Annotated in this window: 18 protein-coding genes; 14 read left to right on the plus strand and 4 right to left on the minus strand. The window is 37.3% G+C overall.

Annotation, left to right across the window (positions count from 1 at the left end; all coding sequences use genetic code 11):
* From cydD to AC5KOD_RS11870, 3 genes are all read left to right on the plus strand, one after another.
* On the plus strand, positions 1-1743 hold the full coding sequence (cydD, locus tag AC5KOD_RS11860) for a thiol reductant ABC exporter subunit CydD (protein ID WP_496914777.1): 1743 nt from the start codon (positions 1-3) through the stop codon (positions 1741-1743).
* A complete protein-coding gene (gene cydC, locus AC5KOD_RS11865) occupies positions 1736-3499 on the plus strand; it encodes a thiol reductant ABC exporter subunit CydC (protein ID WP_496914778.1) in 1764 nt (587 codons plus the stop codon). Before cydD ends, cydC begins: the two co-directional genes overlap by 8 nt.
* Before the next feature lie 175 nt (positions 3500-3674).
* Positions 3675-5699 carry a hypothetical protein gene (locus AC5KOD_RS11870; RefSeq protein ID WP_496914779.1) on the plus strand — a complete coding sequence of 675 codons (2025 nt, stop codon included), beginning with the start codon at positions 3675-3677 and terminating at the stop codon, positions 5697-5699.
* Between the two features lie 49 nt (positions 5700-5748).
* Here AC5KOD_RS11870 and AC5KOD_RS11875 read toward each other — a convergent pair whose 3' ends face one another.
* Positions 5749-6726, minus strand: coding sequence for a polyprenyl synthetase family protein (locus tag AC5KOD_RS11875; protein WP_496914780.1), 978 nt, complete (start codon positions 6724-6726; stop codon positions 5749-5751).
* A gap of 164 nt (positions 6727-6890) precedes the next feature.
* On the opposite strand from AC5KOD_RS11875, the gene AC5KOD_RS11880 reads away from it, so the two are divergent.
* The 5 genes from AC5KOD_RS11880 (at position 6891) to AC5KOD_RS11900 (ending at position 12072) form a co-directional block, all read left to right on the plus strand.
* Positions 6891-7793: a prenyltransferase gene (locus tag AC5KOD_RS11880; protein ID WP_496914781.1), complete on the plus strand. Its 903-nt coding sequence runs from the start codon at positions 6891-6893 to the stop codon at positions 7791-7793.
* Positions 7794-8041: 248 nt separating this feature from the next.
* On the plus strand, positions 8042-9994 hold the full coding sequence (locus AC5KOD_RS11885; protein ID WP_496914782.1) for a heavy metal translocating P-type ATPase: 1953 nt from the start codon (positions 8042-8044) through the stop codon (positions 9992-9994).
* 146 nt (positions 9995-10140) lie between these two features.
* Entirely contained in the window at positions 10141-11079 is a 939-nt protein-coding gene (locus AC5KOD_RS11890) for an alpha/beta fold hydrolase (protein WP_496914783.1), read from the plus strand.
* Between the two features lie 154 nt (positions 11080-11233).
* Positions 11234-11680, plus strand: a complete 447-nt coding sequence (locus AC5KOD_RS11895) for a LytTR family DNA-binding domain-containing protein (protein WP_496914784.1) — start codon at positions 11234-11236, stop codon at positions 11678-11680.
* Between the two features lie 11 nt (positions 11681-11691).
* On the plus strand, positions 11692-12072 hold the full coding sequence (locus AC5KOD_RS11900; RefSeq protein WP_496914785.1) for a DUF3021 domain-containing protein: 381 nt from the start codon (positions 11692-11694) through the stop codon (positions 12070-12072).
* A 329-nt stretch (positions 12073-12401) separates the two neighbouring features.
* Here the strand turns inward: AC5KOD_RS11900 and AC5KOD_RS11905 are convergent, their stop codons facing one another.
* Both AC5KOD_RS11905 and AC5KOD_RS11910 read right to left on the minus strand, forming a co-directional pair.
* Positions 12402-12770 carry a hypothetical protein gene (locus tag AC5KOD_RS11905; RefSeq protein WP_496914786.1) on the minus strand — a complete coding sequence of 123 codons (369 nt, stop codon included), beginning with the start codon at positions 12768-12770 and terminating at the stop codon, positions 12402-12404.
* Positions 12767-14062: a Y-family DNA polymerase gene (locus AC5KOD_RS11910; RefSeq protein WP_496914787.1), complete on the minus strand. Its 1296-nt coding sequence runs from the start codon at positions 14060-14062 to the stop codon at positions 12767-12769. Before AC5KOD_RS11910 ends, AC5KOD_RS11905 begins: the two co-directional genes overlap by 4 nt.
* A gap of 263 nt (positions 14063-14325) precedes the next feature.
* Here AC5KOD_RS11910 and AC5KOD_RS11915 point away from each other — a divergent pair, with 263 nt between their 5' ends.
* The 4 genes from AC5KOD_RS11915 to AC5KOD_RS11930 all read left to right on the plus strand — a co-directional run bounded on the left by AC5KOD_RS11915 (position 14326) and on the right by AC5KOD_RS11930 (position 17120).
* Entirely contained in the window at positions 14326-15819 is a 1494-nt protein-coding gene (locus AC5KOD_RS11915; protein WP_496914788.1) for a helix-turn-helix domain-containing protein, read from the plus strand.
* 298 nt (positions 15820-16117) lie between these two features.
* Complete coding sequence (locus tag AC5KOD_RS11920; RefSeq protein WP_496914789.1) at positions 16118-16507, plus strand: PepSY domain-containing protein; 390 nt, start codon at positions 16118-16120, stop codon at positions 16505-16507.
* Between the two features lie 39 nt (positions 16508-16546).
* Positions 16547-16816 carry a hypothetical protein gene (locus AC5KOD_RS11925; RefSeq protein ID WP_496914790.1) on the plus strand — a complete coding sequence of 90 codons (270 nt, stop codon included), beginning with the start codon at positions 16547-16549 and terminating at the stop codon, positions 16814-16816.
* Between the two features lie 169 nt (positions 16817-16985).
* Positions 16986-17120: a hypothetical protein gene (locus AC5KOD_RS11930; RefSeq protein ID WP_496914791.1), complete on the plus strand. Its 135-nt coding sequence runs from the start codon at positions 16986-16988 to the stop codon at positions 17118-17120.
* 96 nt (positions 17121-17216) lie between these two features.
* Here the strand turns inward: AC5KOD_RS11930 and AC5KOD_RS11935 are convergent, their stop codons facing one another.
* Positions 17217-22535 carry a SpaA isopeptide-forming pilin-related protein gene (locus tag AC5KOD_RS11935; protein ID WP_496914792.1) on the minus strand — a complete coding sequence of 1773 codons (5319 nt, stop codon included), beginning with the start codon at positions 22533-22535 and terminating at the stop codon, positions 17217-17219.
* Between the two features lie 317 nt (positions 22536-22852).
* Here AC5KOD_RS11935 and AC5KOD_RS11940 point away from each other — a divergent pair, with 317 nt between their 5' ends.
* Together AC5KOD_RS11940 and AC5KOD_RS11945 are read left to right on the plus strand one after the other, a co-directional pair.
* Positions 22853-23326 (plus strand): Rrf2 family transcriptional regulator, encoded by a 474-nt coding sequence (locus tag AC5KOD_RS11940; protein ID WP_496914793.1) that lies wholly within the window; start codon positions 22853-22855, stop codon positions 23324-23326.
* A gap of 21 nt (positions 23327-23347) precedes the next feature.
* Positions 23348-23536 carry a hypothetical protein gene (locus AC5KOD_RS11945; protein WP_496914794.1) on the plus strand — a complete coding sequence of 63 codons (189 nt, stop codon included), beginning with the start codon at positions 23348-23350 and terminating at the stop codon, positions 23534-23536.
* Positions 23537-23715: the final 179 nt, after the last annotated feature.

Below are 23715 nucleotides of genomic sequence, written 5' to 3' on the forward strand. Positions count from 1 at the left end.
ATGATAGATAAAAATGTTTTTCGATTCAATAAAATCAGACCTGTTTTTATCGGGCTTGCAGGACTAGCTGTCCTGCAAGCTCTTTTGATTATAGGTCAAGCTTACTTTTTATCAAAGGCAATTAGTAGCGTTTGGGAAGGAGCTACATTAGTATCGCAATTGCCGCAAATCGCCTTGTTTTTTGGCTGTTTTATGCTACGTCAAGCAGGGCATTTTGTTAAGGATAAGTGTTTAGATGGCTACGCCTATGAGCAGTCAAAGGATATTCGTCAACAGTTATTAAAAAAAGTGTTTTCTTTGGGTCCTAACTTTGTACAGAAGGAAGGGACAGGAAACATGGTTACCATGGCGATTGAGGGGATCAGCCAGCTTGAGAATTATATCACCATTATTCTGCCTAAAATTACTAATATGATGATTATCCCTTGGCTTATTGCGGCATTTGTTTTTACACAAGATATACGTTCAGGTGTTGTTTTGATTCTTGTTTTTCCCATTATTATTCTTTTTATGATTATTTTAGGTTATGCGGCTCGAGCAAAGGCTGATAAGCAGTATGAAGGCTTTCAAATTTTAAGTAATCATTTTATTGATTCGTTACGAGGGTTAGAAACCTTGAATTTATTGGGATTGAGTAAGCGGTATGGTAAAAATGTCTATAATGTTAGTGAAAATTACCGAAAAGCGACGATGAGTACACTGAGAATTGCCATTTTATCGACATTTGCTTTAGACTTTTTTACGACCTTATCAGTGGCGATTATTGCGTTGTTTCTTGGATTGAATTTGATCAATGGGCTTATGCCGCTATTTCCTGCGTTAACTGTGTTAATTTTAGCGCCAGATTTCTTTCTACCTATTCGTGATTTTGCTAATGACTATCATGCTACTTTAAATGGCGGCAATACGCTAAAAAGTATTTTTAATGTGTTAGACGCCGAAGAGATGGGGGTTCAAGAGGAACTCACTCTCACTCATGAGTGGCAACCAGATGATGTTATAGAGCTTCATAAACTTGAGGCAAGTTATGGGGCTGAGATTGAACAAAATGCGATTCGCTCCCTTGATTTTACTTGGAAAGGCCATGGAAAGATCGGAGTAGTGGGGCTATCGGGTTCTGGGAAATCAACCCTGATAAAGGTTTTAGGTGGTTTTTTAAATCCAACGTCTGACAGTGACATTGTTATCAATGGTGAGAAAATTGCCACACTAAAGCAGCGTGATTGGCAAAACCAATTGTTTTATATTCCACAAGATCCATATATTTTTCATACTAGTTTAAAGGCTAATATAACTTTTTATGTGCCTGAGGCCAAGGATGAAGAATTATTGGCAGCTGTGGCTCAAGCTGGATTAACTGATTTATTGGCTGAATTACCAGAGGGCCTCGACACAATTATTGGCGAAGGCGGACAAAGCTTAAGTGGTGGGCAGATGCAACGGGTTGCGTTGGCTCGGGCCTTTTTAGATAATTCACGAAAGATTATGCTTTTTGATGAGCCAACTGCTCACTTGGATATCGAAACAGAGGCAGAGTTAAAAGAAACGATGCTCCCTTTATTTGCAGATAAATTAGTCATTTTTGCGACACACCGTCTTCATTGGATGAAAGAGATGGATTATATCCTGGTCATGGAAGAGGGGCAGATAGTTGAGCAGGGGACTTATCAAGAATTAACAACTAATGAAGGGTACTATAGTCGTTTTGCTAGTGATGTGATAGGAGGGCTGACAGATGAGTAAAAAAGAGGCGACACAACGTTTGTTGTTGTCAAAAGAAGATACTTGGGTCCGTCCCTTCTTTAAAAAATACCGTAAATTATTAGTGTTAGTCCTATTTTTAGGCTTGCTGACTTTTTTTGCAGGCAGTGCTTTGATGTTCACTTCCGGCTTTTTAATCAGTAAGTCTGCATCACGGCCGTGGAATGTTTTAGCTGTGTACGTGCCGATCGTCCTGACTAGAGCTTTTGGGATTGGTAGACCGCTATTTCGTTACCTCGAGCGTTTAGGGAGTCATGATTGGGTGTTACGCATGACGTCTGATATTCGGTTGAAATTGTACCGTTCGCTAGAGTCTCGAGCAGCTAAATCAAAAGAAGAGTTTCAAACAGGAAGTATTTTAGGGATTTTAGCCGAAGATATTGAGCATATTCAGAACTTATATTTGCGGACGATTTTCCCAACCTTGATAGGTCTCTTATTATATGTCCTAATTGTTATTGGTTTTGGCGTCTTTTCAATTCCATTTGCCTTATTGATATTACTGATGTTGGGAATCATTATTATTGTGTTACCTTTGGTCTCAGTAGCTGTCAATAGAGCAAGAGTCTACCGCCGTAAACAAGAGCGACATGTTCTTTATAATCAATTGACAGATTCTGTTTTAGGTGTGGGCGATTGGCAGTATAGTGGGCGTTACGATGAGTTTCTTGTTCGTTATAATGAGGCTGAAAAGAATGTTCGTGCTGAAGATGCCAAGCTTAATAGATACACTCGTTTTCAAGATTGCATTATTCAGCTTGTTTTTGGGTTAATTATTGTGGCAATTTTCTTATGGGCCAGCTCATATTTTGGTGCAGGTCCAAAAGGCAGTTTAAATTGGGTAGCAGCCTTTGTATTAGCTGTTTTCCCGTTAATGGATGCTTTCTCACCCATTAGTCAAGGTGTAACTGAATTGCCGATGTATGAGGATTCTGCTCAGCGCTTAGATAGCTTACCAATAGCGGAATCTGTGGAAACAGTGAAAGAGTCTGAGGTATCGACGGATCGCTTAACCAACGCCAAAATTGAATTTGAAAGGATTAGCTTTAGCTATCGTGAAGGCAGTAAGGTTATCTTTGATGAGTTTAACTTGCAAATTGAAGCTGGTCAGACATTAGCTGTTTTAGGAAAGAGTGGAACAGGTAAGACAACACTATCGAAAATTTTGCGAGGAGATTTAACGCCTCAGGCAGGTTCTGTTTTGATTGAAGGTAAGCCAGTAGACACTTTAGGGGAGATGTCCCATTACATTGGTGTGTTAAATCAAGCCCCTCATCTGTTTAATACAAGTATTTTAAACAATGTCCGTTTAGGTAATTTGGAAGCAACTGATCAAGACGTATTGGAGGCTATCCGCCAGGCAGGGCTACAGCCGGTAATTGACAAGCTGCCTGAGGGTGTTAACACGTTAGTGGAAGAGGGGGGCAAGCGGTTCTCCGGTGGGGAGCAGCAACGTATTGCCCTAGCACGAATTTTACTACAAGATGCGCCGATAGTTGTCATTGATGAACCGACCATTGGGCTTGATCCGTTGACTGAACGTGCATTATTAGAGACGGTCCTTTCTGTGTTACAAGATAAAACAGTTCTCTGGATTACCCATCATTTAATGTCAATTGAGCGAGCAGATCGAGTGGTTTTCATTCAATCAGGTGATATTATTATGGATGATTCCCCTCGTGTTTTAAAAGCAACGAATTCACATTATCAACACTTACTAAGTTTAGACTATAATTAAGGCTGAAAGCTAGAGATGTTGGGTGATTCCCCTCATTTTTAGCTTTTTTTGCTGGTTTATGTGGCTTAGACACTTTTGATCAATTAGTGACTTTTTTTATTTTCTCTTTACATAAGCAGACTAAATAGGTAGTATTAAAGTGTGTGTCAATAAATGATGAGAAAGGTGGATTCTAATGTTGCAGCAAGGCGTTCGGATGAAGTCGTCGATATATAAACAGGCTCAAAAGCGTAATGAAAAAACAACAGTTCTATTAAAGGAAGCGACTAGTGACAATGCTAAGGCAATGCAACTAACAATTTTTTGTAAATCGCAGGGTATTTCTTCAGAGCTATTTGAGCCTGCAAGTCATCGCTTTATAGATTATTGGAGTCGATTTTTTCCCAATTTTATTTTGCATGACGTCTATTATGAATTAGATAAAACAGGTGAGTTTACGCTAACAGCTAATTTCAAACGTGGGCAACGCCGGATAAAAGGTGAGACTAATGGTTTGAAAGAAAAAGCGACAGAGCTTTTAAAGGCATGTCTGAAAGAAGTTGCTAATAGCAGAGCTGAAACTTTAGATAAAGAATTGAACGTTCAAAAAAAGTTATTAGATGAGCGAAAATCAGAGTTTAAAAAATATCGTGAATTTTCAAGAGAAGAAATTAAAAAGAAAGACAAGGCTTATGATCATCTGCAAGAAAAATATGAAAAGCTAGATAAAAGTTTGTTTATCTATCGAGGCCAAGCTGAGGGACTGAAAGAAGAGCGTGATCCTTTTTTTAAAGAAGTTGAATTAAGAAGTGACGAATTAGCAGCTCGAGAGTTACGATATGAAGAGTTGGCTAAGGAGGTAGCTTCGCGTCAGGAACGTCTTGATAAAGAGTATGAGGAATATAAAAAACTGGTCGAGATTGAAATACAGAGTAGGGATGAACGGCTGTTAGCTTTTCAAGAACGTTATGCACAACTGGAAACTGAGGTAGCTTTTTATGAGGAAAAGATAAAGAAACTCAAAGCGGATCGTCAAGTAAGTCATGATAAAATTGAAGAAGATATGGATGAAAGAACGCGAGAAGTGGCTGATTTACAAAAGCAGTTAGAGGAAAAACAGGAACTTTTGGTTGAGACGTTGATTAAACTTGAAGAGGATAAACAACAAGCAGAAATTAGAATACAAGAAAAAGAAACGGAATTATCTAACTGGAAAAATAAAGTGACGGATATGACAGAGGAATTATCTGAATGGCATCAAGAGGAACCTAACCTTGAGATGTTACAAGAGGCGGTTGAAAATGAATTTAACCAGAAGCAACAAGAATTGATTTCTCTCGATAATAAGCGCACCGAATTGATATCAAAATTAGTCGATTGTCAAACACAAGTCAGGAAAGCGGAACAAGAGCAATTGAAAGTAGCCAAACAAACTGATCAACTGATTCAAGAAAGAGTCCAACAACTAGATCAGTTAACAAGTGTACATGAGCAGTTAGAGCAAGTCAATCAGATGGCAGTTAAGGCCGAAAAATATACGGGTGAAATTGCGAAGCTTGAGAGGGAGTTAGACGATTATCAAAATCAAGGGGAAAATACGCCCATGCCACCGGCAGTAGAAGTGGCCCAAGAATTTCAAGAACTTAAACGATTTTCAGAGATCAAAAGGTATGAAGATTTCCGTCACATGGGGGAGCAGGAAAAAAATCAATCAAAGAGCTCTCCAAAAATTGAGAGTATGCGTGAACGATTAAAGGCCTCTGTTAAGGAGCAGGTTGCGAGTGTTGATCAAGTCAATCTAGAACCCAAAAATCGTTTGGCTATAGTGAGTAGCGCGGATAAACCTGTGAGTAATCAGAAAAATCAATTAGAAAAAGAAATCAGAGAGCTGTTTAAGCAAGCTGAAAGTTCCACTCAAGAGAAGCGTGTTAAGGTGACGAGGGATGATTATTATACCTACATTACAACCATTGATTTTCTAGATTATCAGTGGAGTCAAGCAATGCTTCAAAAACCAGAGATGCAAAAAGAGGCGTTTTTCATTTGGGGGCAAACGTATATTGATCAGTTGCCTAATTTTAAAGATGATTTAGAATTGAATGTGCGCAAACAATTATTTAACAAGGCGAGTTACTTAACAACTGTGGAAACATTAAATAAATTAAAGGCATACACTTTGCTAAACAGTTACTTGGAGCAGTACTGTGAGGGGCTCGGCTAATAGGATAAACGAAAAAGAAGCGATTGGGGCTAGCCTAATCGCTTCTTTCTTAGTCTTGCCTATTTAGCAAGCGTTCTGTCAATTCAATTAAGAGTTGTTTTTCTGGAATATCAGGTAACTTAGCAATCTCATTTAGTGCTTTATTGGTGTAGCGAATCGCTAATTGCTGTGCTTTTTCTAGTCCCTGATGGGTATTGATAGCACTGACTATTGTTTGAATCTCGTCATCAGTCAGCTCTTTTCCTTTTTCAAGGATCGCAAAGGCGTCTCGATTTTCAGCCATGGCGTAAATCAGTGGAAGAGTGTAATTTCCATTACGGATATCTTCTAAAATAGGTTTATGAAGCTTTGCTTCAGTTGAAGAAAAATCAAGGACATCGTCTAAAATTTGAAAAGCCATGCCAATTTGATACCCAATGCGTTGGGCCAAAATTTGTACTCGAAGGGGTGCATTAGCAGCTTTTGCTCCTTGGTAGCAACTAAATTGAAAGAGTTGAGCAGTCTTCCCTTTAATATGCTGTAAGTATTGTTTAATGGTAATATTGGGGTTGTGACGTAAATGCATCTGATCCAATTCGCCAATTAAAATCTGTTTCATATTGAGCGCATTTGACTCAAGCGAGTCGGTTGTTTGTGACGAATTCGCTAATAGTTGAAAATAAACCGTAAATAAAAAATCACCTGCATAAACGGCAATATCTTTTCCATATGCTGCTTGAATGGATGGCCGATCTCTTCTGATGGGAGAATCATCAATAATGTCATCATGAATCAAGGTTGCAGCATGAAGAATTTCAAGTGAAGCTGCCATTTGATACTTAATTTTAGTCGTTGGAACGTGACCAAAACCGGTGAATAGAAGAAAATAAGCAGGGCGAAGTAACTTTCCGCCTGCTTCAAAAAATAATTGCAGGGCTTCAGTCATTTCTTTATTGCGAATTTTAACTGATTTAGTCATAACTTTTTGTGTTTCTATTAATTGTTCTTGCATGTTGGGGTATTTATCCCATAATGGGTGAATCGCCATATCAGGCCTCCTGCACTATTCTTTACACTAATTCCAATTTAGCTTAAAATGAAGATTGTGTCAATTGATTGCTCTAGGAAAGTTTGACTTATTGAGTGAAGTGAGCGATTATCAATTGAATAGATGAAAATGAGAATGACTGGTAAGAAAGAGGGCATCAAAAAATGAGCTGGAAGGTTTTTGCAGAGTTAGTTGAAATGAAGGCTAAAACGGCTAGTGTCTTTCCTTTTGTTTTAGGAATGGCTTATAGTTGGTATCATTATAAGCAAATTTATTTGGGGAACATGGGGTTCTTTTTTATTGCCATGTTACTGTTCAATATGGCAGTAGATATTTTGGATAATTACATGGATTATCATAATGCGACAGATGTTCATGATTATAAAGAAGAGACCAATATTATTGGGAGAGAAAATCTGTCACTCTCACTGGTTCGCAATTTAATGATTGGATTTATTGTGGTATCAGCAGCGATGGGCATCTATCTTGCGTCTCAGACGAGTTGGGTTATTTTATGGCTAGGCTTAATTAGTTATTCAGTGGGGATTTTTTATTCGGCAGGACCTAAGCCATTATCTAGTTTACCAGTAGGCGAAGTTACCTCTGGCATCGCAATGGGCTTCATTATTCCTTTAATCTGTGTTTACTTGAATATCTATGATGTAGCGGCCTTTACGTGGCAACTTATGGGGCAGGTGTTTATTATGGCTTTGCCGGCTGTTTTTGCTATTGCCAATTTGATGCTTGCCAATAATACGTGTGATGTTGAAGAAGATGTTTTAAATAATCGCCATACCCTTGTTTATTACATCGGAAAAAAACGAGCAGTGTCTTTATTTTGGTTTTTGGCAGTCTCACCATTTGTATTTACAACCTTAGCTGTTGTGATAGGATTGGTGCCGTGGACAGTTTTAGGACTATGGCTAATCTTTCCGATTATTTGGAAAAACACGTTAGCATTCTCACGTCGCCAAGTTAAATTGGAGACTTTTCCGTTGGCTATCAAAAACTTGGCACTAACCGTTATGCTTTACGCCTTGTTATTTGTGATAGGTGTGATTTTTTAATTGAGAGTAATTAAACGACTAACTTTGAGACTGTAGCGCTTGCTAGAGTCTTTTTCGCTTAATGGTCATTTCACCCGCAAGTGACTATTATACGAACGACCTAAATAGAAATAGTTCCGTTTTGATAATTAAAGTTTCTTTTTTATAGAAAATGCTTGCGCTTTTTATTGAAACATTGTACAATAAACACATGAACAAGTATTCATATGTAACTTATATAAAGTAAGCATAGAAAGAGGAGAGGTCTTATGGAAAAAGTAACAGAACACACTCATAATCGAAATTGTAGTCATGGACATGATCATAATCACAGTCATGAAGAGGGACATTCCCACGATCATGATCATGGAAAAATGCCAGTCGTTTTGTTTTTTGTTGGTTTAGCAGCGTTTATAATCGCGTTGTTTTTAAAGGAAGGCATGATTCAAAATGGTTTGTATGTGTTGGCGATGTTGATGTCAGGGTATCATATTATTGAGGAGGGGATAAGTGATACGATTGCTTCGACGAAAGCGAAAAGAAAATTTACCCCGAATGTCCATATCTTAATGACTCTTGCCGCTTTTGGTGCGTCATTAATAGGTGATTTTGAAGAGGGAGCCCTCTTAATTGTCATTTTTGCCTCTGCTCATTTTTTGGAGGATTATGCTGAAGGTAAAAGTAAACGTGAAATAACGAATCTCATGAAAATGAACCCAACAGAGGCCCGTTTAATTCAAGCTGATGGGACCACAAAAGTTGTTGAGGTAACCGCTTTAAGCATTGGCAATCATTTACAAGTGTTGAATGGTGACCAAATTCCTACAGATGGTGTTATTCTTTCTGGCTATAGTGCGATTGATGAAAGCTTAATCAATGGTGAAAGCATGCCACGAGAAAAAACAGTTGGAGATGAGGTTTTTGGTAGTACTATAAATGGGAATGGAACCTTTACAATGGAGGTGACAAAAGATAGCCAAGACACCCTGTTTTCAAAAATCCTACAACTGGTTAATCAATCGCAATCTAATTTAACAAAGACAGGAACAAAAATTCAACAATTAGAGCCTCTTTATGTTAAATCAGTTTTGCTTATTGTTTCTATTTTTATCCTAGTTATGCCATTTATTATGGGCTGGGATTGGTATGAAAGTTTTTACCGAGGCATGGTATTTCTGACAGTGGCTTCACCTTGTGCGCTAGCAGCGAGTGCTGTGCCAGCTACCTTGTCAGCTATTTCTAACCTAGCTAAAAAGGGAGTTCTCTTTAAAGGTGGCTCATACTTATCTAATTTGGCCGATATTCAAGCGGTTGCGTTTGATAAAACAGGCACGTTAACAGAAGGAAAACCACAGGTAACGGATTATTTCTTTAGTGTTCCTGCTCAAGAGAGCTACTATACTGACATTATTGTCGCAATGGAAAAAACAGCTAATCATCCATTAGCCAATGCGATTTTAGCAAAATTTGAGAGTGTCAACGAGCTTAATCTAGAGGTTTCAAATGAGATTGGTAAAGGACTTGTTTCGCAGATTGAGAATAATCAGTATAGAATCGGGAAACCAACGACTTTCGAGCAGGTCTCACAACAAATTTCGGAGCGGACTCAACGTTACGAAGACGAAGGAAAAACAGTTGTCTATGTTTCTGAAAACGATCAAGTTGTTGGGTTAATTGCCATGATGGATGTTCCAAATGAACATGCTAAGGGTGTTATTAGTTACTTGAAATCTCAACAAATCCACACGACCATGATTACAGGTGATTCAGAAAAAACAGGACAGGCTATTGGTCAACAATTAGGAATGGATGAAATTATTGGGAATGTTTTACCTGAAAATAAATCCACTATAGTAGCCGATCAACAACGTAGATATGGCATGGTAGCAATGTTAGGCGATGGGGTTAACGATGCGCCAGCGCTAGTAAATGCTGATATCGGGATTGCTATGGGAGACGGAACGGATGTCGCGATGGACGTGGCAGATGCGGTATTAATGAACAATGATTTAACAAAATTAAGCTACGCTCATAAGGTGGCTAAACGTCTTGATAAAATTGTTTGGCAAAATGTTTATTTTGCGATGGCCGTCGTGATTTTCTTAGTTATTCTAAATATTTTCGGTAAAATGAATTTACCGATCGGCATCCTAGTTCACGAAGGCAGTACCTTAGTTGTTATTTTTAATGGTTTACGCTTATTATTACCGGTTAAAGAATAGAAAATTGAGTAGAAATGAGTTTCCTTTAGTGTTATTTAAAGGAGGTTCATTTTTTTGTTTAGTCGAAGAATAATGAAAATCGGGTATCATTATACGAACATTTATTATAAAATGAACTGTACCCTAAAAATGATTGGAGAACTGATGTGAAAAAAACAGTAATTGAGATTTCGGGAGAACAACGGGGCGTCTATGTAGATGAACAAGTGGATGATCGTCCGTTATTATTATACATTCATGGAGGGCCGTTGTTCCCTGAATTATTTTTAATAGATAAGTATTATCCGAAGATGTATACAGAGTTTCAATGTGTGTTTCCAGAGACGAGAGGGTGCGGGCTCAATACAGAGTGTACGGGCAAAGAATTAACTATCGAGAATCTGGTGGACGATATTATTGAGTGGGCAGAGTATTTCTTGGAAAAATTTAATAAAAAAAATTGCCTGATAATGGGACATTCATTTGGAACGGTGACAGCTGGTTTGGCTGTAAAAAAACGGCCAGAGCTTTTTTCTGCTTATATTGGGATTGGGCAAGTCAATTCAATGTATGAACATCAGCGGACTGTTTATGAGTTTGTAAAGGAGTGCTGTGCCAAAGAAAATAACCCTAAATTTTTGGCTAAGTTTCCAGACAAAATGGCAATAGCCTTCGAAAAGGATCGTCAATTCTATATGTTTACGGAGAAATATTTGTATAAACATGGGCGAGCTCTTTTTCATACAAGAAGGTACACGAATGGTCAGACAATCAAAGACTTGTTTAGCTACAAGGGGTATTCATTAGGAGAAAAGTTTCAGTTTTTGGGTGTGCTATTCTCAGCGAAGGCCCTACCGTTGCTTGAAGAATTTATGGTAGAGGATTACGGGGAAGTGGTAAAAGAATTACCTGTTCCAATGTTCATCTTTAATGGTAAATATGATTTAATGACCTGTCCAGAGCAGGCAGAGATATTTTATGAGACGGTTTCTGCGCCACTTAAAGCTTTTTATTTATATGAGGAGTCGGCGCATTTTCCAATGTTTGATGAGCCTGAAAAATTTAGTCGTGATATGACTGAGATCAAGCAGTCTATGTTCCGTTAAATAAGGATGAAAGAAAAGTAAAAAGAACTTTTCTTTCATCCTCTTTTTAATCGTGAGAAAAAGTACCACTTAGCTAATTTTTTCGACCGCTTATCGAAAAAAGCTTCTAAAAAATCCATTATTTCGTATAATAAAAGTGTCAGGAGGCAAGTGAATGGAGATTGAGATGCGTATAGATAAAGCCTTAGATAAGGTGAAGATCCTTATTGAGTCACCCAGCGTAGAAACAGCTAATAACATTTATCAGAGATTGTCAGAGAAAGAGAGTAAGCAAGTGATTAAGCAACGAATTGATGATGGGTATCAATTGATTGAGATTGCGACTATTGAAGTGGTTGAGGTTTTCGGTGATGAGATGATTATTTTCTTAACAACGGGAGAAGAAATTGAAACAAAAGGTCGTTTGTACAAATTTAAAGAAGAGTTAGCAGATCCATTATTTGTACAGATTACGAAGTCATCTTTAGTTAATTTGAAGCAGATTCACAAGCTAGAAAATTCGTTCTCGGGTAATATGGTGGCGTATTTAAAAAGTGGCAAAAAGCAGTCAGTATCAAGGCGGTATTTAGCTGATTTGAAGAATGGATTAGATCAATTATAGGAGGAAGACAGATGAAAAAAATGAGTCAAAACGCACTGGTAGGCATAGGAATAGGGAGCATGATTTATTTAATAACAGGTATCTTCTTTACAAGCGGGGAAGTGAGAAAAAATAGTTTGCTAGTTTTATTGATGGGAGCAGTGATCGGACTGATTTCGACTATATACGAAAGTGAGAAGTTGTCTCTTTTGGTAAAGACATTATGCCAAATGATTGGTTCCTATGTCGTCTTTTTATGTGTGGCTTATTTGGGGAATTGGTTTCCTTTTCAAATAGGGATTATATTAACGGCATCTCTTTCATTTTTTGTTATCTTCTTCATTTTTTGGACAATGTTCTACTTTAAAGAAAAAAAAGAGTTGGCCAAAATTAATCAGCAATTGAACAAGTAGGTCTCATATAAAAGTAATCCCCTGAAACTGCTAAGTTTCGGGGGATTATATGTGTAGGTCTTTAGCTATTTCTGGTAAATTAGTTAGAATTCTTTATGAAAAACCATAAAGAGGCAGACTGCTGCAGTGATTGCTGATCCAACTTCAAACCATATATTATTACGAGAATACAAGAAAATTGCAAATCCGATAAAGACAATGGTTATAAATAAGAAGAACAGGCTCACAAAGTCAACTTTTTTCATTAGTAATAGGCCCCTTTATTAGTTATTGATTTATTTTAAGCTAAAAAGAGGAAAATTGCATTAAAAATGACACAAAAACAACGCCTAACGGTCAGATAAGTCGCTCCATTTTTTTGATGAATGGAGTTCTATATGCCTAATTTCGTCATACCCGACTTTATTTTTTCCGATAAAAAAGCCTAACTCATCGTAGCCAGCTATCTTTCCCACAATATCATCATAATAATGACCTTCAGCGTCAACTGCTTCTAATTGCAGGCAAACCTGAGCTGATTTTAGTTGAGCGAGGCCTAGTACGTTATCAATGTCAGCAGAAGCCATTTGTGGTTTCTGCTTATTTTCTTTTCTTCGGTGGGCTATTGACTGTTCTATCTGAGCGGAGTGTTCGCTTAAGTAAAAGCCTGAATATTTTTTTAACCCTCTATCGTGGTAGTGAGAATTTAGTTCTATCATAAGCCATCATTGCCACCTGCATGCCCACCAACTAAGTGTGAGCGACTGATAACAGTTCCTCCTTCCATGATACTACTTGCATGAACAAGTGCTTCATAGCCGTATTTATTCCGAATGTCATCAACTAAATAATCAAGCTTATTAGTTGCTATTTGGCGGTCTGGCTCATTAAATAGGTCTAACTGCATGTAGTTAGCACCTGTTAGTTTAGAAAAATTTACACCGATATGTCTAACAGCACATCCATTGTAGTGAAGCCTAAATAAGTGGAGGGCGTGGTTAAATAAAACTTTCGAATTATTAGTTGGTGGAATAGAAAGCTGTCGAGAAAATCCTGGACTTCCTTCTCCTTTTGAATAACCAAAGGAAAGGCTGATACAAGATGTTTGAAACTGTTTACGTCTAATTCGGCTAGCCACTTGTTCAACAATTTCACGTAGAACGATTTCTATCTCATGTTGATAGGTATAATCCTTCATCAGTACTTGGCTATTGCCAATACTTTTTGCTTGAGGGATGTAGCGTTCCTTTAGTAGGGTACGGTCAATTCCCCAAGCATGGGCAATTAGCTGCTGACCAATCACTCCCATCCGACTTTTCATCGTAAAAAAATCATAATGAGCAAGCTCCTCAATGGTACGAATTCCCATTTTCCATAGAGCTGCCTCTGTACGAGTGTTAATACCCCAAAAATCAGTTAGTTGAGGAATTTTCCACACCGTATTCGGGACGGTTTCATACTGCCAATTAGCGATCATGTCGTCATTTTGTTTTGCTTCATTATCAAGCGCTAATTTGCTTAATAACATGTTAGAACCAATGCCGATTGTACAGTATAGCCCGGTTTCTTTTAGAATTCTTTCTTTAAATAAGCAAGCAAATTCGTAAGCATTTTTTCCAAATAATCGTTTAGATGCTTGGATTCTGACAAAGCTTTCATCAATTGAATAGATGTACAAATCCTCATCAGCGACATATTCTCGAAAAATAGCATTAATTTGTTTATTGCGCTCGATGTAGAGGGTCATTCGAGGTGGTACAATTAGTAAGTCAGGGTGGTCAGGAATGTCATATTTTCTCGAGACATTGCTAATCCCGAGCACCTCTTTTGCTTTAGGAGATGCGGCTAAAACCAAGCCACCACTATTGTCGGCGTTACTCATAACGACGAGCATAGTCGCTAAGGGATCGAGGCCACGTTCAACACATTCAATTGAGGAATAAAAGCTTTTCATGTCCACGCAGAGCGTTTCATTTACGGGTTCGATTTCGTAGTTGAAATACTGCTCCATTTCTTCACCTCTCTCAAATAATAGTTCAATTATACGAATGTACGTTCTTTTGGTCAAGTAGTAGTGATCAAATATACATAAGTTAATATACGTGGAACAAAATGAAGAGGTGAAATATAAATCTTATACGCTAAAAGGAAAGGTGGCAGTAGGAATAAAAACAGTGTATAAGCTAAGCTGATAATATGACAAGTTATAGAATCTGGGTGAAAATATTAATAGTTTATTAAAGGATAGTGGAGAATAGGAAAGGAAGAAAGAAAATGTTAGATTTTTGTTCAAAACCAGAGCGGGCTAAGCTTGATATTTTAGCGTTTCTTGTGAGGAAAGGGGATGTTAGCACAACAAAAGACTTGTCCCATGAATTAGGAGTATCGGTTAGAACAGCCAATCGATATATAGAGGAGTTGCAAAAGGACATTAAAAATTTGAGTTTGGATGAGTCAGTTGTGTTTACAAAGGATAAGGGAACTATTTATATGCGTCTGTCACCTACACAGCCTTTTCACTATATTATAGATAGTCTTCGTCTACAGTATGCAGAAAATTCGATGGAGTTTGTGATTATTAAATCTGTGTTACGCCAGAAATATGAGTCTGTGACAGAATTAGCCGATGAGCTTTTTTTGAATACAACGAGTCTTTATTATTATTTATCAGAGTTAGAGGTCTTTTTTGATAATTTTAATATTAAACTATCTTTTATGGACAATCATTCTTATTCCAATTTAATTTGTGAGGAAAAACATAGACGAATTTTTACCTTTTTTTTCTATTGGAATTTCTATAAAGGCTTGGATATTTATCCAACACCGTTAATTGAAGAGACAGAAGGCGAACTTAAACAAGCCATTCATGAATTAACTAAACGTGATATGTTGCCAACTAGATTGACACAATTAGCCTATGTAGGTGGGATTTCTCGTGAACGAATACAAAATGAAAAAAGAATGATGGCTTATCCTGAAACTATCCAACCTATTTTAGAGATTTTTTTTAGGGTTAACGATCTATCTCGTAATGTATCTTTTTTTGAAGAAATCCCCACAATGGAGGGGGCAGCTATTGAGCGATTGTATCTTAATCTGGCGATGAGAATGCATGTTTCAGAGCTTGATAATCCAAAGCAGATTAAGCAAATAGTTGAGGAAGTTTTACGGCTGTCAGTTCCTATTGCAGAAATCAGTAGTGATTTAGTGGCTGATACTCAAGTTTATTTTAATATAAGCCTGAATGAAGAAGAACAGCTGAAATTTTACTATAATAGTTTGCTATTACTGCTGTATGTTTTTTATTTTGATATTAATTTGCCCGAAAAATTCGGCAGATTGGGTGAGATAACTTTATTTCAAATGACTGCTGAGGGAACTAGTATAGAACAACAAGTTATTGATTTCTACCAGATGTTTAACATACAAGAGCGAGTACCTGAAAAGCATACTGAAATGATGATCGGGATGATTTTATATTCAATGAGCTATCATAAAAATAAGCAATTGAATATTGCCGTGCAGTATTCAAAAAATGTTTTAGGGGCTAACTTAATTCGAAATAAATTACTTTCAGTGTTTAATCCAGAAAAAATTTATTTTACTGTCTCTATAGATGAGGCAGATGTTATTATTTCTGATGGTGGGGAAGATAGATTGGATATGGAGAAATGTTTTTATTTAGATCGATTAAGTGATCGGGTTAGGTGGGAAAATTTATTTGATTTTATTCAAAAAGAATTATTTAAATTGGAATTTACACCATAACAGTGGTAGGTGAATCGCTAGATAAGATATAATTCAACCGGATTGTTCACTTTAAACACGATGAATTTTATGGTACATCGAATAAAATTAAAAAAAATTCATTTTATTTTTATTTTTTGATGTAAGTTTTCTTTTAGTTGGGTGCCGTTATCATGAGAATAACCAATAAAACAAAAGAAAGGAGCACGTAATGAGAAGATTATACAGAACTTTAGCAATCCTTATTTGATTAATAGTTATTTTAATTGTTTCTAATAGACCTGTTAAAGCGATGCAACTAACCTCTTTTGGGGCAGTTATGGCTCATATAGAAGCTGGCTCAACCATTGAATTACACTCAATGGTGTTAACTAAAAAAGGAAACGATTATCTTTACGAAATGACTGGCAAACAAGATCAAAAAGCTTATTCTTGGCAAGTTAATGGTAATACTGGGAAAATAACAAAGAGGCAAATAAATGTAACAAGCTTACAAGATGGAATTCTGTCTTTTAACAAAGATATTTTGATACAAAACTTATCTATTATTGCTGAAGTTTCAGTAGGTAAAGGAGTAGCAACAAAATGGGAGTTAACTCATTTAAAAGGAAGAGGTGTTTGGGAAATAACGATTCAAGATGGGGTACAACAATATTTTGTAATAATTGATAATCAAACACAGATAGTCGAAGCTGTGAATCTAAACTAAGAAAGAAAATTAGGGATTATCAAGATAAAATTATTAATATTGAGCATTGTAACCTTTGGGATGATCTTAGGAGAGTGTGCTACAACTAATACATCGCCAAAGAAATTTTCAAAAGAAAGTACAGTAGCTTCAATTGATAATGGTAATAGGCAATTAGTTATTTCAGTGGTGAAAATTTCGGTTACAGATGCTATTTCAGCGTATAATAAAACTTACCCTAATAGTTCTATCCTTTCTATTAATTTGGATACCGCTTTTGGCACGTATTATTTCAAAATACAGGGGATGAAAATAAAGAATATGAGTTAAAAATTAATACTGAAGCAGGTGAGGAAACAAAAGAACGAGAAGAAAAGCTGGATGCAGATGAACAAAATGGTGTTAAAAAGGCAGAGGATTCACTGAACCTTAAGGATATTCTATCAATAGAAGAGGGGCACAAATCGCTGCAGAGGCACTGGATTTGGAGATAGAATTAGTGGTTGAGTGGTCTTTAAACAGAGAAATGGCTATTACTTATTGGGAAGTTACTTTTAAATTAAGTCATTCGGAGTCAAGCATAAAGCTTGATGCACAAACAGGTACTGTTTTAGAAACTGAATTAGAAGATTAGATGCTAAAATCAGCTAAAAAAGCGTGGAAAGTCACCTTCCACGCTCTTTTAACTTTCAAGTTCTATTCTTAAAACGACAACGTCTTAATACCATTTTTAATTTTTGCGATGGCATTTCAGGTATATGCTGTAGCCAAGTAGTAAAAGCAGAAGACCAATACTTGTATACAAAATTGATGGCTGTTCACCGGCATTTAATAACCTTCTTGTTTTCTTTCTTGGATTAGAGGTCTTTTTTTCATTTCCACCAAGATTACCTGGTTCTCCAGACGAACCGGGTGGTGGTGTATTTTTTTCTTTCGTATTGACAACATCGCCATTCCAATTTTTTGGAGAGGCAACTATCAGTTTTCCAGCTTCATCATAATCAATAACCACTTTTATCGGCTCTTTCAATAATCGGTAGTCAATTGGTGCTTTTGTTTCCGTCAAATAATAGGTGCCTTTTTCTAGGTTTGTGAACAAGGCTTGTCCTTCATAATCTGTTGTTACAGGACCTTGCAGTACATTCTTATCAGGACCTTGTAACTCAAACATAGCGCCTGATAACACCTCGCCATCTTCATTGATTTTGGTAATTGGTAAATCAATCACCTGCTCATTTATGATTGTCCCATCCCATGCTTCAGGTTTTGTAATAACCAACTCACCGTTGTTATCATAAGCCACTGTGATTTCTATTGGTTTTGACAGTGAGAATCCTTCAGGTGCTTGGACTTCTATCAAGCGGTAGGTCCCAGCTTTGACATTTGTAAAGGTTAGGTTGCCTTGAGCATTAGAGGTTTGAGCAGTACCAACTACCTCATCATCTTCATCCCGGAGCTCAAATATAGCACCTACTAATGGCTGTTTCTGCTCATCTGTCTTGGTCAAATGCAATGCCGTCGCTTGCTTGTTGACGATAACAGGCAGGCCATTCTCATTCGTTTCGAATTTTTCCTCTGGATATTCAACATGTAAAAAGCCATGCTCATCCCAGTAAACACGTACTGGAATCGGTGGATTTGGTACATAGCCTTCTGGATATTCTACTTCTCTTAGTGCATAAAATCCTGAAGTAACCTCAGTGAAATTTACTTTTCCATCACCAGTTGAAACAGCTTGATAAGAGGGGCCACCATATAAAGAGGTTAACTCAAACTTCACGCCAGATAGAGGAACGTTTCCCTGTGAGGTCTCGCCCATTTTAATAAATGGAAACTCTATATTAGGCTTTGGTTCGTCTACATCCGGCATATTGTATATTTTGCCATCCCATAGCTCATTATAATCGCCAAAGTCAGGCGTAGCGACTAATCTTTCACTCTCATCTACATAAACGGAAATGGGAATGGGCTCTATTTCCAGATAACCGTTTGGTGCATGTGTTTCAATTAATTGATAATCACCGACTGTTAGGCCTGTAAAAACGACTTTTCCGTCAGAATCAGTTGTTATGGGACCTTGAATTACGTTTCCGTTAGTATCACGTAATTCAAATACGGCACCGGCCAGTGGATTCCCTAGATAATCCACTTTTGTAAAGATAAAATCTGTTCTCATCTGTGTATTTTTTACTTGATACTGATTGTTCCAGTCGGAAGGTTGAACAATCGTTGGATTGCCAGAATTATCAAAATCCACGACAATACGTACTGGATCAATCGATTCATATCCCTCAGGTGCCTGTGTCTCAACTAAATAATACTTACCAATAGCAATTCCTTTAAAAGTAACTTTACCAACGGGATCTGAAGTGATAGGACCTTGAATTAATTTTCCTTGCTCATCTCGCAATTCAAATATCGCGCCATTTAAGGGTTTATTATTTTCGCCCACTTTAGTGAAAGAAAAATCGGAGCGCTTTGTCTTATTTACAACAACACTTTGCCAGTCCGTCGGTTGCAGTACTGTCAGTTGCTTGTTCACATCGTAACCAATGGTAACAGAGATTGGTTCAGCTAAATAGTAGTTTTCTGGCCCGCCAGTTTCTACAAGCTGGTAGGTTCCTTGAGTTATGTCGGTAAAGGTAACTTTTCCTTCACGATCAGAAACAATTGGTCCATAAACTCTATTGCCATTAGCATCTTGTAGTTCAAATATTGCTCCTCTAAGTGGCTGGCCATCCTCTGTTTGTTTTTCAAAGGTGAAATCTGTCAGTTGCTTGTTGACGATTTTTCTATCCCACGCTTCAGGCTTCGTAATCACTAATTGACCACTGTCATCATAAGTCACAACCAATTCTAGCTTCTCACTTACCAGATAGCCATTTGGAGTGGTCGTTTCCACTAAATAATAGGTTCCGCTTGTGACATGTTCAAATACTATTTTTCCCTCATTATCCGAGCGGGCAGGTCCTGCTACTCGTGTGCCACTTTTATCCTGCAATTCGAATACCGCTCCGGCTAACGGTTGATTATTATCGGTGACCTTTAACAATTCAAGGTCTAAAGAAGCATGATTGACCAGCTGAAGCTCTTCGCCGCTTTTTTCAAATATATCTTCTGGATAAGCGATAGCTAGTGTATTGATCTGGGTTCGATAAACACGAATTATTATCGGATGAATTGGATTATAACCATCAGGCGTTGATATTTCCTCAAGAATATATACACCTTCTATTAAACCTGAGAAAGTAACTTCTCCACTTGCATTAGAGGTTGCTTCGATTATCTTTCCTCGATCTAAAAGTGAAGTAAGCTTAAATTGAACGTTTTTCAATGGATGAGTTCCGTCACCATGTTCTCCCAGCTTTGTAAATACAAAATCAGTTTTCAAATCTGGTTCTAATGCATCTGGTAGATTGTAAAGTGTAGGATCGAGCCATTCAGTATAACCATCTCCATAATCAATCAATATTTCTAGCTCATCTGTTTCAGATAAGCGAACCTCCAAAGGGATTTCCCGATCAAGTGCAAGATAACCTGAAGGCGGTTGAACTTCTTTTAGTGTATAGAAGCCAATTGTCAGATCAGTAAATTGAATCTTCCCATCGTTGTTGCTTGTTACTGTATTCAGCAAGTTTCCATCTGTATCGTACAATTCAAAAATCGCGCCAGACAATGGGGTATTGTTTACTGCTCGTTTTACAAATTGCAGATCTATTTTTCTCAAAGTATTGGTAATGACGAACTTATTAGGAGTGTCTGTCACAACTGAGCTAGTATAAAGATCATCTCCCAGTGCTTCTTTAATGGAGTAAGTAAAGTTATCGCCTTGATTATTGTATAAAGGTAACTGGGAGCTGGTAGATGTCCCTTTTGGCACGACTGCACTGATTTCTTTATACCAAGCATCTGAGAGTGAGAGTTCAATCTCCTCGCTCTCCTGCCAACTTTCGCTACTGAGAGTTGTTTCTCTTTGAACGATCACTCGCACAGTTTCTGGGCGGTCAGCAGCATTGTTATCCTCCCACTTCTTTGTTACGGAGAGAGCTACACCTGGTGCCTTGACAGAAGGAATGGGGAAATCTAAGAAATTTCCTGAACTTGAAGGATCTAAGGTTGTTCGATCATTGGCAAGATACCAGGAATCCGCTTGAAAATCTGCTGCTTCTGTATTGATGCGTATTTGATATGTCAAAGTAACGCGCTCATTTTTACCTAAGCTTAAACCTTGAAGTTGTATGGTTCCGTTATTTTCTGTCACTGTAACTTTAGCAATCAACTCTGGCGCAGACTGCCAATTGCCTCCTTCATTCTTGACCCATCCTTGGAGTTGGTAGTCGTTTTCTCCAAAATCGTTTCCTTGTTTTTGCAGTAGGATATGGTCGCCCATTGGATCAGAAATACTTCCATTACTGATAGTTTTATCAATCTGAGACGCGACAGTCCCTAACGCTTCGCCTAAGCCTTCAAGATTCTCATCAATTGATTTATAATGGCTAGTGTTTGTGGCTAGGTTTTGGGCAATATATTCTCCACGACTGGAAGAATTTACCCCTACAGAGTACATCTCGATTCCCTGAGTTTTCAATGATACAGCGGTACCCAAAGTCAGATTTGCTAATTCTGCTTTTCCTAACAAGATCGAATCCTTGTCAGAAGACTCATTAATATTATAGTATTTTTGGTTTTTTGTCTGAAAATCCGTTATATACGTTGCAGCAGAATAGCCGTTAAGGGCTCTAATTTCTCCATTATTCTGATACACAGATGCATTTTCCTGTTCCAAATACGCCCGGTTGGCGCTACCATCTCCCACGTGAATGAGCATTTTTTTTGCTTCACCGCGGCCAGCCGTATTGAAGAGGTTTTCCGCCTCATAGAGTCCTTTTTGAATAAATGTTCCTGTATGACTTTCTGCTGTATTACTCATGAAGGAAAGTAACTGTGCTTCATCAGTCAAAAATTCACCTGTTGAGTAGACATAGCGATTGTAAGCAATGATCGCTATTTTTACTTGATCCTCCCCAAGAGAGTCTTTGATTTCTTCAAGAAAATCTGAGACTCCCTGTATCGCATTTTGAAGCTTATCACCAGTCATTGAGGACGAATAATCAATCACTAAAACAACATCAATCGGATTCTCTATCTGGTTCCCTTTCACATCCAAGGTAACATCAAATAACCCTTGTTTCGTTTCATTCTCTGCGACACTTTTCTTCAAATAGGCGACATCCTCATAATTGACATAATCTTCATCATCGAAGGGAACCTCTTCGGTCTGTCCATACGCATAATTATAAGTGTTCTCAATCGCAACGCCATTCGTAAGATGGTTTCCGTTATCATTACTATAATCAAATGAATAAGTCATTGGTACCGCACGCTCCAGAAGCCCCTGGCCAATCATCCCAGCTAAAGGGTTCGGGATGGTGGTTGTCTGGGGAACAGCTATTTCATTATCCCTGGTATCTTCAGTAAGAGCAGTGTTTGTTGTTTCTGTAGTCTGTAAATTTTCAGAAATCTGTTCTGAGGAAGAAGAGGAATTTTCCAGTCTGTTTTTTGGTAGTATAGTCGTAATTTCGTATTGCTCTTTTTCTAATGCTACCTTTTCCAATATTGCTGTCTCTGTCATCTCCTGTAGTTGTGGAACAAATTTATAGGTATAAGCAGGAGAAGTATTAGGTGTTGTAAATGAAATTATATCTACCTGTTTGTTCGTTGAGAATTCTTGTTTATATTCGATCCATCCCTCATTTATTTGAGCATTATCACTAGTAATAGCAATATCGCTGTTGTTTTCTAGTCGAAGCTTTAATAGTAGCTTGCGCTGAAGTTGACTACCAGCCTTTGTTAATGAGACCTGCCAATGTAGTTCATCCCCAGCCTCTTCATAAGAAAGGGTGATTTTTACTTTTTCTGCCTCATCCAATACAAGTTGTTGATTGTTCTCTGCTGCATAAGCAGAAAACATCGTCACTATAGAAAGAATAAAAGGCATAAATAATAACAGCACTGCTGCGAGCGTTGGTATTCGATCCGTCGATTTCATTTCTAATCTCTCCTTTTCGTTCCTAACTTTATTAATGATTTAAAAAGATAGTAAATTTTATTATCTTCTTGCTTTCATAGTAGCAAATAATAAAAAAAAATGGAAAAGATAACTCGGCTAAAGCAGAACGATTTTCTTGCTTGTAACTATCCTTCCAGATAAGGTAACCTTTTTTTATAAAATGCTCCCTATCATTTAAACGGTTTATAATAAACACGCTTGTACCTAACTTCGTAAAAATTCCATTACCTTGCGAAAAAACCGTGGACAATTAATGTCTGCAGAAGTATAATAACTAAATAAAGATATGAGGAGGGATGAAACTGAATATATCTTCAGCCTATGTTCAGGCAATTGGATTACTAGTAATGTTAGCAGAGCTTCCTGAAAAGGAGACATTGAAATCAAGTGAAATTAGTCAAAGAATGGGTGTTTCTCATTCTTATTTACAAAAAATTGCTAGCAAATTAAATCATGCTGAATTGTTGAGGTCATTTGCCTCCAAACAGGGTGGCTATCAAATAAGCAAGGAGGTTGAACAAATTACATTTCTTGATATTTTTCAAGCAATTGAAGGTGAGGATTCATTTTTGGCTAATGTGAATTTGCAGCCTATTCATCGGATGTTTATCAATGATGAAATAATTTACGAAAAGTCTATGGAAGTTGAACAAATTCATAATAAAGCAGAGGAAGTGTATAAAAGTATGTTGGGGAACTATCGATTAGCTGATATTTTACCTAAAGATGCATCTGGCAACTATATAAAGATTGATTGGAATAAATTATAAAAATTATTAGGAGGAAATAGCATGTCTTTTAAAGATGAAATTACTCAGTTAAAGGAAACGGTCGAACAAACGAAAAAGCAAGGAAAAGCTTTAGGTGAGAAGTACACAGATGAAGGGAAAAAAGTTGGTGATGAATATAAAACTAAAGCAAAAGAGGTAGGAAAACAATTTAAAGATATCTCTAAAGGAATTAAAAGTCGTTTTGATTAATTTCATTAAGAGTTTTTAGAAATTAGTAGCGATTAACTCGCTATTCTGCCATAAAGCAATAAGCCGAGCCACTTACTTTTCTCATAAAGGGGATTCGGCTTATTTGTTGTGGTATATCTGGTATTGAGGTGAAAGAGATAGCATTGTTGTAGTTAGCGCATTTATATTTTAAATGACTA

It is taken from the genome of Vagococcus sp. WN80Y, from assembly GCF_059621045.1.